The 11,666-nt window shown below is 70.7% G+C and carries 12 protein-coding genes and 2 pseudogenes; 4 read left to right on the forward strand and 10 right to left on the reverse strand.

Annotated elements, in window-relative coordinates; all coding sequences use genetic code 11:
- Positions 1-5: 5 nt before the first annotated feature.
- Positions 6-284: a hypothetical protein gene (locus tag RMN57_RS01360; RefSeq protein ID WP_313761481.1), complete on the reverse strand. Its 279-nt coding sequence runs from the start codon at positions 282-284 to the stop codon at positions 6-8.
- Between the two features lie 417 nt (positions 285-701).
- Between RMN57_RS01360 and RMN57_RS01365 the strand changes: the two genes are divergently transcribed.
- A complete protein-coding gene (locus RMN57_RS01365) occupies positions 702-1,280 on the forward strand; it encodes an IS607 family transposase (protein ID WP_313761482.1) in 579 nt (192 codons plus the stop codon).
- Positions 1,273-2,907 carry a transposase gene (locus tag RMN57_RS01370; protein WP_313761483.1) on the forward strand — a complete coding sequence of 545 codons (1,635 nt, stop codon included), beginning with the start codon at positions 1,273-1,275 and terminating at the stop codon, positions 2,905-2,907. Before RMN57_RS01365 ends, RMN57_RS01370 begins: the two co-directional genes overlap by 8 nt.
- A gap of 410 nt (positions 2,908-3,317) precedes the next feature.
- On the opposite strand, the gene RMN57_RS01375 is transcribed toward RMN57_RS01370, so the two are convergent.
- The gene (locus tag RMN57_RS01375; protein ID WP_313761484.1) at positions 3,318-3,455 is read right to left on the reverse strand and encodes a hypothetical protein; all 138 of its coding nucleotides are present in this window, start codon (positions 3,453-3,455) and stop codon (positions 3,318-3,320) included.
- Between the two features lie 180 nt (positions 3,456-3,635).
- On the reverse strand, positions 3,636-4,508 hold the full coding sequence (locus tag RMN57_RS01385) for an aldo/keto reductase family oxidoreductase (protein WP_313761485.1): 873 nt from the start codon (positions 4,506-4,508) through the stop codon (positions 3,636-3,638).
- Between the two features lie 130 nt (positions 4,509-4,638).
- Here RMN57_RS01385 and RMN57_RS01390 point away from each other — a divergent pair, with 130 nt between their 5' ends.
- On the forward strand, positions 4,639-5,082 hold the full coding sequence (locus RMN57_RS01390) for a helix-turn-helix domain-containing protein (protein WP_313761486.1): 444 nt from the start codon (positions 4,639-4,641) through the stop codon (positions 5,080-5,082).
- Positions 5,083-5,193: 111 nt separating this feature from the next.
- Here the strand turns inward: RMN57_RS01390 and RMN57_RS01395 are convergent.
- Positions 5,194-5,619 (reverse strand): annotated as a pseudogene (locus tag RMN57_RS01395) (transposase); the annotation flags it as partial.
- 348 nt (positions 5,620-5,967) lie between these two features.
- Here RMN57_RS01395 and kdpB point away from each other — a divergent pair.
- A pseudogene (kdpB, locus tag RMN57_RS01400) lies at positions 5,968-7,482 on the forward strand (potassium-transporting ATPase subunit KdpB); the annotation flags it as partial.
- Positions 7,483-7,503: 21 nt separating this feature from the next.
- Here the strand turns inward: kdpB and RMN57_RS01405 are convergent.
- From RMN57_RS01405 to RMN57_RS01430, 6 genes are all read right to left on the reverse strand, one after another.
- Entirely contained in the window at positions 7,504-8,238 is a 735-nt protein-coding gene (locus RMN57_RS01405; RefSeq protein ID WP_313761487.1) for a L,D-transpeptidase family protein, read from the reverse strand.
- Between the two features lie 154 nt (positions 8,239-8,392).
- Positions 8,393-9,166 carry an alpha/beta fold hydrolase gene (locus RMN57_RS01410; RefSeq protein ID WP_313761488.1) on the reverse strand — a complete coding sequence of 258 codons (774 nt, stop codon included), beginning with the start codon at positions 9,164-9,166 and terminating at the stop codon, positions 8,393-8,395.
- 2 nt (positions 9,167-9,168) lie between these two features.
- The gene (locus RMN57_RS01415) at positions 9,169-9,381 is read right to left on the reverse strand and encodes a hypothetical protein (RefSeq protein ID WP_313761489.1); all 213 of its coding nucleotides are present in this window, start codon (positions 9,379-9,381) and stop codon (positions 9,169-9,171) included.
- Positions 9,382-9,389: 8 nt separating this feature from the next.
- Entirely contained in the window at positions 9,390-10,133 is a 744-nt protein-coding gene (locus RMN57_RS01420; RefSeq protein ID WP_313761490.1) for an SRPBCC domain-containing protein, read from the reverse strand.
- Positions 10,134-10,190: 57 nt separating this feature from the next.
- Complete coding sequence (locus RMN57_RS01425) at positions 10,191-11,438, reverse strand: cytochrome P450 (RefSeq protein WP_313761491.1); 1,248 nt, start codon at positions 11,436-11,438, stop codon at positions 10,191-10,193.
- 10 nt (positions 11,439-11,448) lie between these two features.
- Complete coding sequence (locus RMN57_RS01430; RefSeq protein ID WP_313761492.1) at positions 11,449-11,664, reverse strand: MbtH family protein; 216 nt, start codon at positions 11,662-11,664, stop codon at positions 11,449-11,451.
- Positions 11,665-11,666 lie beyond the last annotated feature (2 nt).

Below are 11,666 nucleotides of genomic sequence, written 5' to 3' on the forward strand. Positions count from 1 at the left end.
CCGGGTCAGGCGGAGGGGTCGGGTCGGCTGCCACCCAGTGCGGTCGAGGCGTCGCCGAGCGCCTGCTCCAGCGCTTCGGTCCGGTGCTGCCAGCGGACGAGCGCCGCGGTGAGCGCGTCCCCGGTGGCGAACCCGTCGAGGGCGGCCACTGCGGAGGCGCCCGAGCGGGCGCCGAGCGCACGGATCGCGGCGTTCTCGTCGGCGACCCCGCTCAGCACCGATGCCATCGGCGTGATGTCCTCGCGCGGACCCACGTCCTCGCTGTTCTTCGGCGAACCACTCACGCCGGCCATCCCCTCCCCGGTCGAAGATTCGCCCAAGTTAGTTGTTGGCACGAACTGTTAACAACTCGTCAATGCTCCTGGCCCGTCGGCGGACCCCCGTGCCCCTGGGCGGGTGGCGTCACTCGTCGTCCTCAAGCGGAGGACGGCCTGAGCGTTCCCTACGCCACCCTGACGCCGACTGGTCTTGTAGCGGCTGCGGGCGACTTGACAGGGTGGGGAGTTCCAGCGGCCCGGCACGGGGAGACCGAGCAATGAGCGCGAACGGCACCACCGGCGGCGGGCACCGCGTCCCGATCCTGGACGGCGGACACGAGCTGACCGTCCACACCCTGACGAGGACCGCGGAGGAGTACTCATCCGCTTGTCTCCAAGGTAGATTGAGTGAGTGTTAGGTTGTTCGAGTGATACGCTCACGAGGTGAATCTGACCGAGTGGGCGCGAGTGCAAGGCATCCACCCTCAAACCGCGTACAAGTGGTTTCGCGAGGGGACGCTTCCCGTTCCTGCCCAGCGGGTTGGTCCGCGCACGATCCTCGTGAACGTCGAGGCGAACGCCGTTCCCGCAGCGGTCGGCGGTCTGGGTCTGTACGCCCGCGTCTCCTCTCACGACCAGAAGGCGGACCTTGAGCGCCAGGTCGCTCGGCTGGCCGGTTGGGCGGCCAAGGCCGGTCACCAGGTCGTCCGCGTCGAGTCGGAGATCGCCTCGGGCATGAACGGCTCCCGAACCAAGGCCCTCCGAATGCTGGCCGATCCGAAGGTGACGACGGTCGTGGTCGAGCACAAGGACCGGCTGGGCCGGATGAACGTCGAGCTGGTCGAGGCCGCCCTGTCCGCGACGGGCCGACGCCTGGTCGTGCTCGATGACGGCGAGGCCGAAGACGACCTGGTACGGGACATGGTGGAAGTCCTGACATCGTTCTGCGCCCGCCTGTACGGACGCCGTTCGGCAAAGAACCGCGCCCGCAAGGCACTCGAAGCGGCTGCGGCCGATGAGTAGGAAGCAGTTGCGCCCCGTCGAAGCGCCGTTCGTTGCGCTCGGCCCCTCTGGTGTGGCAATACGGACCCGGCTCAAGGACCTCACGTCGTCCGACGAGAAGGTTCTTCGTCTGGCGGGTGAGCACCTGGGGCGGCTTGCTTCCCGGGACCTGGCGGTGCGCTGCGCCCAGGGCCACGATCACAACACCGAGTCGTGGGCTGTTCGGAAGCAGGGCCTGACCGCCGAGTCGTCGTCCCGCTGGGCCGGGGCGATCACGAAGGCGTCGCATGATCAGTGGGCGTTGTCGCGGCGTTGTCAGCTCGCGCACATCCAGGGCCTTGAGGCCGGTGTCCGGACGCTGATGCACCGCCTGTCCCAACCTCTCGGGGAGAAGGGCACCAAGCGCGCCCCGGGCGGATACCGGTCCAAGCACGAGTGGTTCGTCAAGTCGCGGCGTCTGGCGGTCCTGGAACACCGCCTCGACGTCGCCCGCGCCGAGCGTGAAGCCGGTGTCGTCCACGTCGTCCGTGGTGGCCGGCGCCTGCTGAACACCCGCCACAACCTGGACGCTGCGCAGCTCACAGAGCAGCAGTGGCGGGAACGCTGGGAGACCGAGCGCTGGTTCCTTCAGGCGGACGGCGAGTGCGGGAAGCGGTACGGCAACGAGACGATCCGCGTCACGCCCGACGGCGAGGTGTCGATCAAGCTTCCGGCGTCGCTCGCGCACCTGGCCAACGCGCCGCGCGGCCGGTACGTCCTGGCCTCGAAGGTGACGTTCGCGCACGGGGGCGCCGAGTGGGCCGACCGGATCGAGGGCAACCGTGCGGTGGCCTACCGCATCCACTACGACGTCGGGAGGGGCCGCTGGTACCTGACCGCCTCGTGGCACAAGCCCGTGGTGAAGACGGTCCCGCTGGCCACGGCCCGTACGGCGGGGATGGTCGGCGTGGACACGAACGCCGACCACTTCGCCGCCTACCAGCTCGACCGGCACGGCAACCCTGTCGGTGACCCGCACCGCTTCTTCTACGACCTCACCGGGTCGGCCAATCACCGTGACGCCCAGGTTCGCCACGCCATCACCCAGTTGCTGCACTGGGCCAAGCGGTGCGGCGTCACCGCGATCGGCCTGGAAGACCTGGACTTTACGGCGGAGAAGACCCGGGAGAAGCACGGCCGCAAGAAGCGGTTCCGCCGGCTGATCTCCGGCATCCCCACCGGCAAGCTCAAGGCCCGGCTCGTCTCGATGGCCGCCGAGCAGGACCTGTCGATCGTCGCCGTCGATCCGGCCCACACCTCCATGTGGGGCGACCAGCACTGGCGCAAGCCACTCACCAGCCCCCGCCGCAAGATGTCCCGTCACGATGCCGCCGGTATCGCGATCGGGCGACGCGCCCTCGGGTACCCGATCCGGCGACGGACGGCACCGCCCCACGACGACCAGAGTGATCGTCGTGGGCATCGGACCGTCCAGGCCAGTCCGGGTACCCAAGGGCGTGAGGGAACCCGCCCCCACGTACCCGGACCGCGGACACGATCCGTGCCGCCGAACGCGGAGAGAACGCGGGCGACCAGGACACCCAAAACCGTTCGGGATGTCCGCAGTGCACAGGAATGGGTCCAAGACTCACTCCTGCTCACTGACTAGGAACGGTACCCGTTCCGGCGCTGGAACGACCTCAAGTTGGAGAGCCTACTCAGGGGCATCGAGAAGGAGCGCTCCTCAGCTCCGGTCCACCTGGTCACGCCGGTCCGGGAGCTGCCGGACCTTCCCGCTGGTGGGTTCGGCCCCGTCGAACTGCTACCTGCGGTGACGTGTGTTGGGTCATTCAGCTCTCAGCCGATCGATCCGGAACGAGATTCGGTGCTGCACTACTCCGCGTTGACCGTCGTGTGGTTCCAGGCAACTCCCGACATCCCGTCAGGTGAGGATGCCGATCACGGTCTCCGCGGCATCTGTTGGGATGACCTCGCGCGAGACTTGGAGCGTTGAGGAAGTCGGCTATCCAGCACGTGCGGGCGGGCCGGTTCCCTTGAAGGTCTTGTGCTCCGGGCCGGTCAGGTTGCCAGGATCCGCTTACGGAGCAGGTCGAGGTTGGCGCGGCCGTAGCCCTTCCGATTGAGGAGCTTGGAGTCCGCGCAGATGGGCGGGGTGGGTGCCTCGACAACAAGGTAGGCACAGGTCTCAGTGATCATGGATTTCCGACGCTCTGTGACCACTGGGGAGACCTGTGCCCGTCCTTCCAGCACGGCTGACCGAACCGCTCTGGGACCAATCCACGGCACTGCTGCCCGAGTGCCCCGCGGTCGTCCAGCCCACCCGCTGGGAAGCGCCCTTCGGAGGGCACGACGGCGCTTCGTCACGGTGTCGTGGGGTTAGCGGCCGATCTTGTCCAGCTCGGCGAGATCGTCGTCGGAGAGCTGGAGTCCCGCGCCGGCGACGTTCTCCCGCAGGTGTGCCACCGACGAGGTGCCGGGGATCAGCAGGATGTTCGGCGACCGCTGCAGCAGCCAGGCCAGGGCGACCGACATCGGCCTCGCGTCCAGCCGAGTGGCCACGGCCGTGAGCGCCGAGGACTGCAGCGGGCTGAAGCCGCCGAGAGGGAAGAAGGGCACGTAGGCGATGCCCTGCTCGGCGAGCTCGTCGATCAGCTCGTCATCGTGGCGGTGGGCGAGGTTGTACATGTTCTGCACGGACACGATCGGCGCGATCGAGCGTGCCTCGGCTACCTGTCCCGCCGTCGCGTTGCTCACGCCGAGGTGCCGGATCAGGCCCTGTTGCTGGAGGTCGACGAGCGCCTCGAACGCCTGCGCAAGCGAACCGGCCACGGGGCCCTGGGCATCGCCGAGCCGGAGGTTGACCACGTCCAGCGTGTCGAGACCGAGGTTCTCCAGGTTCTCCTGGACGGCCCGACGCAACTCTTCGGGCTTGCGCGCCGGGGGCCAGCCTCCCTCCTCGTCCCGGGTCGCGCCGACCTTGGTCACGATGTGCAGCGAGTCGGAGTAGGGGTGCAGCGCTTCGCGGATCAGCTGGTTGGTGATGTGCGGCCCGTAGGCGTCGGCGGTGTCGATGTGCGTGATGCCGAGGCCGACGGCCTCGCGGAGAACGGCGAGTGCGCCGGCACGGTCGGCCGGCGGGCCCATGACCCAGGGGCCCGCGAGCTGCATGGCGCCATATCCGAACCGGGCGACGATCAGGTCGCCCAGGGGCCAGGTGCCGCCGGGAAGGGAGGCGGAGGGGGTGCTCATGGTGTGCCTTTCGTGTCGAGCAAGGGGATGGTGCCTGACGGAGCTTTGCACCACTATTGGTGCGTAGCTTCTTGTCGGGAAGTAGGCACTTCGAAGTGCGTAAGGCACCCGCGGGTGAGAGGAACGGTCCATGGCAACGATGACGGCAGCCCAGCAGAGGGCACAGGCCAAGGTGGAGTACGACGCCTTCGTGGCGGCTTGTCCCAGCCGCAAGCTGCTCGACCGGATCTCCGACAAGTGGGTCACGCTGATCCTGGCCGCGCTCGGCAGCGACAGCGCGCATCAGCCCGGCGCCGACTGCGCCGGCGAGCCCCGGGCGATGCGCTACTCGGAGCTGCAGCGCCTGCTGGCGGGCGTCAGCCAGAAGATGCTCACGCAGACGCTGCGCTCCCTGGAGCGCGACGGCCTGGTGTCCCGCACCGTGGTGCCGACCGTGCCCGTTTCGGTCTCCTACGAGCTGACCGATCTCGGCCTGTCGCTGTACGAGATGATGCGCGGCCTCAAGGCCTGGGCCGAGGCGCACATGGACGATGTGCTTGCCAACCGCGAGACCTACGACACCCGCGTCGCGTGAACCGCAAGGGCAAGACGTGGCCGGATGCCCGTATCGGGCATTGGCTTGGAGCAGGGTTGCTGGTCGGCGGGAACAATCTGCGCATGGAGAGGCCGGGTAGATGGGCGGGGCTCATGGGCGTCGCTTCGGGCGGTAGTCCCAGCGGTGAGTGGTCCAGGCCCGGCGGATCAGGCTGCGAATAGTGATGATCGTGTCCGCGATCTCGAAGCAGGCGTGGATGACGGTCGCGCGGCGCTCGTAGCAGCGGGCAAGTCGGTGGAAGGCGTTCTGCCAGGCGTGCGTGTGCTCGACGTGCCACCACTCGCCGGCCTGGATCGGTGCCTTCTCACCCTTGCGAGCGATGCGGGCGTGCAAGTTGCGGGCGGTGAGTTCGATGCGGGTCTTGTCCGAGTCGTAGCCGGCATCCAGGTGCACGGTGACGTCGTCGGGCAGCGGTCCCAGGTCCTCCAGCAGGTCCAGGGTCGGAGCGAGCAGCGGGGAGTCGTGGCGGTTCGCCCCGGCGACGATTCTGCCGAGCGGAGTACCGTAACCATCCGTCGGCGTGAGTTCATGGCGGCGTTCCCCTTCGCCTGCGGACTGGTCGAGGAAGTCTGAGCCGTAGGACTTGCCTACTCTTCACGGCCGGGCTGCGGTCGATCTCGGACTGGGCGGCGGAGGGCAGGCCGGGTTCGGCGCTGCCGTCCCGGACCCCGGCCAGGACGGTGGTGGTGACCGCTCCGGCGGTCGGCAGCGCCGCCACGCAGAGACCGGTGAGGCCGCGCACCCGGCGCGGGGTGTGCCACCACGACCGGTGGAGCCGGCCGCGGGAGGCCCCGCACGGGGCTTCCAGTGACGGGGGGCGCGCGGCACGGGCGTCGGATCGAGTGGGCACGTGCCCGCCACCCCCGGATCACCTCCCGGCCCGGGCAGAGCTTCATCGACCGGATGATCGCCCTCGTCGAGGGCGCCGACCGGCAGAAGATGCCGAACGAGATCGCCCTCAACATCCTGCTCGCCTCGCTGACCATCGTCTTCGTGCTCTCGGTGGTCTCGCTCCAGCCGATAGCGATCTACGCCCACTCCCCGCAGAACACCATCGTCCTGGTGGCCCTGATGGTCGCCCTCATCCCGACCACCATCGGCGCGCTGCTCTCCGCGATCGGCATCGCCGGCATGGACCGCCTCGTCCAGCGCAACGTCGTCGCCCTCTCCGGCCGGGCCGTCGAAGCCGCCGGCGACGTCGACGTCCTGCTGCTCGACAAGACCGGCACCATCACCCACGGCAACCGCCGCGCCGTCGCCCTGCACCCCCTCCCCGGCGCCACCGTCGAACAGCTCGCCGAAGCCGCCCGGCTCGCCTCCGACGCGGACGAGACCCCCGAAGGCCGCTCGGTCGTCGAGCTGACCGACCGCCAGTACTGGGTACCGCCGCGCGCCGCGGGCGAGTTGGGCGAGCAGACCCCCGTCCCGTTCACCGCGCAGAGCCGGATGAGCGGCGTCGACCTGCGCTGGCCCGACGGCACCACCTGCCTGGTCCGCAAGGGCGCCGCGAGCACCGTCGCGCACTGGGTGGTGCGCTCGGGCGGACGGCCGCCCGTGGAGGCCAAGCCGTTCGTCGACCGGATCTCCGCCGCGGGCGGCACCCCGCTGCTGGTCGCCGTCCACGACCGGCACGGCGCCCGGCCCCTCGGGGTGATCGAGCTCAAGGACGTGGTCAAGGAAGGCATCGCCGAACGCTTCGCCGAGCTGCGCCGGATGGGCATCCGCACCGTCATGGTCACCGGCGACAACCCGCTCACCGCCCGCGCGATCGCCGCCGAGGCGGGCGTGGACGACTACCTCGCCGAGGCCACCCCCAAGGACAAGCTCGCCCACCTCAGGAAGGAACAGGCCGCCGGGAACATGGTCGCGATGACCGGCGACGGCACCAACGACGCCCCCGCCCTCGCCCAGGCCGACGTCGGCGTCGCCATGAACACCGGCACCCCGGCCGCCAAGGAGGCCGGCAACATGGTCGACCTCGACTCCGACCCCGACAAGCTGATCGAGATCATCCGGGTCGGCAAGCAACTCCTCATCACCCGCGGCGCGCTGACCACCTTCTCGATCACCAACGACGTCGCCAAGTTCTTCGCGATCATCCCCGCGATGTTCGCCGGCGCCTACCCCGGCCTGCGCCACCTCAACATCATGGGCCTGCACAGCCCGACCTCGGCCATCGCCTCCGCGATCATCTTCAATGCCCTGATCATCGTCGCGCTCATCCCGCTCGCCCTGCGCGGCGTCCGCTACCAGCCCGCCAACGCCACCGACCTGCTCCGCCGCAACCTCCGCGTCTACGGCCTCGGCGGGCTGATCCTGCCCTTCCTCGGCATCAAGGCGATCGACCTGCTGATCCAGTTCGTCCCCGGCCTCGGCTGAAGCCGGGACCGATCGGGGGCTTCAGCCGATCGCGATGACGGGGTGTTCGGCAGGGTCGATCCAGCGGATGGTCCGCGTCATGAAGGCGGCGGGGACGGCGACGCAACCGGCGGTGGAACCGGCCTCGGGCGACAGGTCGTGGAGGAAGATCCCGGCACCGCGGCCCTTGACGACCGGGGCGGCGTTGAAGTCGATCACCAGGACGTTGTCGTACTGGACCGGGTAGTTGATGAGGTGTTCGCTACCGAGGACGCCCTCTTCGGTGAGGTGGAAGCCGCCCTCGGTGTCGGTGCGCATGCGGTTGTAGTGGGCGGAGGACGGGTCCTGGACCCACCAGTCGTGCGCGGTGACGTGGTGGTAGGGCATCCTCGTGCCCGGGTCGGGGGCGATGCCGAAGGCCCGGGTGATGGTGTACGTGCCGGTGGGCGTGGTCCCGGTGCCCTGGACGCGGGTGAGGCCGTCGTGGAGGCCGCCGGACCCGATCCGCGCTCCGGTGGTGGCGGCGAACGCCCGCCAGGCACCGTTCTGCCGGGCCCACAGGGTGACGGTGGCGTGGGTGCCGGAGGCCTTGACCGTGATCACCTGTTCGGCCCGGCCGACTGCCACCCGTACGGGGAACGGGCCAGCCTCGGCCGATGCCCGGTGGGCCGGGGCGGCACCGGTCACCGTCACGGCGACGCCGAGTGCGGCGGCCACCGTCACGCACCGGCGCACCGGGCCGCGGCGGGCGAGCGGAGCTGTCCGTGAGTCGGCCACGGAGGGTCCCTTCCGAGGTGAACGACGGGGCGAAGCGGCGAAGCCGTTCGCGGCAATCGAAGTCTGAGGCTCCCTCCGCCCGAGGACCGGGACCGACTCGCCGGAAGGGCCACGCCGCGCCCCGGCCGGGTGGGGGCCGGCCGGGGCGGCGGTGTCAGGCGAGGCGGGCGGTGAGGTCGGCGAGCAGCTCGGGCTCGGACGGGGTCAGGTAGAAGTGGCCGCCCGGGAACCAGCGCTGGTCGAAGCCGCCGGGCGCGGTCAGCTCGGACCAGGCCCGGACGCCGTCCGGTGGGCAGTCTGGGTCGCTCTCCCCCGCGTACGCGGTGATGGGCGTGCGCAGGGGTTTCGGCTGCCGGGGGCGGTACGTCTCGACGAGCCGGTAGTCGGCGCGCAGCGCCGGGAGGGTGAGCTCGCGCAGCTCCGGGTCGTCGTAGGCCTCCGCCCCGGGGCCGCCCAGCTGCCGGACGTCCGCGATCAGCGTCTCGTCGTCGCCGGTGTGCAGGTCGGTGGGCGCGGCGCGGTGCGGGGCGACGCGGCCGGAGACCAGGAGCCGGGTGGGTGTGCGGCCCCGGCCGTCGAGCCGCAGGGCGACTTCGTAGGCCACCGCCGAGCCCATGCTGTGGCCGAACAGGGCCAACGGCCGGTCGAGGTACGGCTCCAGGGCGGTGTGGATCTCGTCCGCGAGGGTCGGCAGGTCGGGGGCGAAGGGCTCCAGGAGCCGGCTCTGCCGTCCCGGGTAGCGGACCGCCAGCAGCTCGACGTCGGCGGGCAGCAGGGCGGGCCAGCTCTGGAAGAGGTTGGCGGTGCCGCCGGCGTGCGGGAAGCAGACCAGCCGGAGCCTCGGCCGCTGCGCACGCCGGTGCACCTGGAACCAGGCGCCGTGGTCGGTCCCGGTTCCGGGTGACGGCTTGGTGGCCGGGTGTCCCACGGCTACCACCGGCTGCGCGGGGGTGCGGGGTTGAGCCTGGAGGTGAGCGCCGCGAGGAAGGTCGGGAGCTTGTCCACCATGGCCTTGGGGACCGGGGTGGTCTGGACGGTGTCCCGCGCCACGTCCTGGACGACGAGCGTGTAGGTGCCGTTCTCCTCGACGAGTTCGGCGGCGTAGAGCAGTGTTTCCAACGAGGTGTCCACGGAGGTTCCCATCGGTGATCCTAGGCCTGGGGGTCGTTGAGCCAGGCGTTCCACGCCTTGGTGGTCTGCTGTTCGTCGGTGTCCTCGGCGAACAGGTGGTGGGCCAGCCAGATCGGCGTGTTCCAGGTGCTGCCGTTGAAGAAGCGGTAGAGCGTGTGCGGGCCGCGCAGGCCGACGAAGTCGGGGCTGAGCCAGTCCACGACCACCTCCTCCGTCCCACCGCCCGGGCCGGGGACGTCGAGCCGGAGCCGGTCGCCGACGGCCGTGCCCTCGGTGAGGCCGAGGCGTCGGCGCAGCGCGGCGAAGTCGGCCGGGTCGGCGGTGGGTTCGGGGCGCGCGGCCTTGACGTAGACGGCGGGGCGGGCGGCGAAGTGCCGCAGGTACTCGGCGAGGCCGTGCTGGTAGAAGTCGACGTGCTTCTCGGCCGCGTCCGCCTTCCGGTCCCAGACCTCGTCCCAGACGCCCTCGTGCACCCAGTGGATCCCCATCCGCAGGTGGCTCGTTCCGCCGTCCACCGGCTCGATCCGGTAGCTGAGCGTGTTGGAGAACTCGTCGCCCAGGGTCGCGCGGGCGGCGAAGTGGCTCGGCGGCTCCCACGCCACGACGGTGCTCTCGGCCCGGGTGACCTTTCCGCCGAGGCGCGGCTCGACCTCCATGGGGTACAGCCAGCCGAGGTTGCCGGCGCCGGTGGCGACCGCGGCCCAGACCTGTTCGGGTGACGCGGGCAGGTCCTGTTCCCGGCGGACCTCGAACTCTCGGGTCATGGTCGGTTCTCCTTCGTCGTCGTTCATCGGGTTCATCGGGTGCGGGTTCATCGGGTGTCAGTAGGTGACCGGGAGGGCGCACAGGCGCCGTTGCAGCGGGTTCGGCCGCCACTCCAGCAGTGCCCCGTCGGCCAGCCGCAGCTCGGGCAGCCGGCGCACCAGCGTGCCGAATGCCACCTCCGCCTCCAGCTTGGCCAGCGGGCCGCCGAGGCAGAAGTGCGGGCCGTTGCCGAAGCTCAGGTGCCGGTTGCCGGGGCGGGTCAGGTCGAGCCGGTCCGGGTCCTCGAAGCGCTCCGGGTCGCGGTTGGTCGCGCCGAGGAACAGGTAGACCAGCTCGCCCTCGCGCAGCGTCCGCCCGCCGATCTCCAGGTCCTCCGCGACGACCCGGACGATCGCCTGGGTCACCGTGTCGTAGCGGGCCAGTTCCTCGACGGCGCCGCGGATCAGCCCCGGGTCCGCGCGCAGCCGCGCCAGCTGGTCGGGGTGGCGAAGCAGGGCGAGCACACCGTTGCCGATCAGGTGGGTGGTGGTCTCGTCGCCGGCGGTGATCAGGACGAAGCAGGTGGACAGCAGTTCGGAGTCGGTGAGCCGGTCGTCCTGCGCCTGGGTGGCGACCAGGGCGCTGATCAGGTCGTCGCCCGGGTCGGCCCGGCGGAGCCGGATGAGGCGGGCGAGGTACTCCTCGTACTGCCCGATCGCCTCCTCGGACTTGGCGAGGTCCTCGCTCAACCGCCCGAAGCGGCTGAACCAGGTCTCGACCTTCGGGCGGTCCTCCGGCGGGATGCCGAAGAGCTCGCAGACGACGGACCTCGGCAGCGGGGCGGCGACCGCCTCGATCAGGTCCATGGTCGGCCCGGCCTGGACGGCCCGGTCGATCAGCTGGTCGACGATCCGCCGGATGCCGTCGCGCAGGGCCTCGACGCGTCGGGCGGTGAAGGCGCGGTTGGCGAGCTTGCGCAGCCGGGCGTGCTCCGGCGGGTCGGTGTTGGACATCACCCGGCCGAGCCGGTCGGTGAGCCGGCTGAAGGCCTTCAGGTCGCCGCCGAGCGCGACGTAGGCGCGGGTCATCCGGTCCCGGTCGTTGGACAACCGCAGGTCGCCCAGGGCGGCCTCGACGTCGGCGTACCGGGTGAGGTACCAGATGCCCTGGGCGCTGCGGTGCACCGGGCTCTCGCGCCGCATGCGGGCGTAGAACGGGTACGGGTCCCGCCGGGCCTCGGGGGTGAGCAGGTCCGCGGCGAGGTCGCCGGGCCGGGCGGGGCCCGCGGCGCCGCGGGCCCCGTCCAGGGTGTCGGTGGAGGTCACGTCGGCCGGACTACCGCTGCGCGGCCATCGCGTCGGCGAGGCTCTTGGGCCGCATGTCGGTCCAGGAGCCCTCGACGTACTCCAGGCAGGCGGCGTGGGTGTCCGGGCCGTGGGTGACGGTCCAGCCGGCCGGGACGTCCGCGAACTGCGGCCAGAGCGAGTGCTGGTTCTCGTCGTTCACGAGGACGAGGAAGGTGCCGTCCTGGTCGTCGAAGGGGTTGGTCATGG

The sequence above is a fragment of the Kitasatospora sp. CM 4170 genome (assembly GCF_032110285.1).
Taxonomy (GTDB): Bacteria; Actinomycetota; Actinomycetes; order Streptomycetales; family Streptomycetaceae; genus Kitasatospora; species Kitasatospora aburaviensis.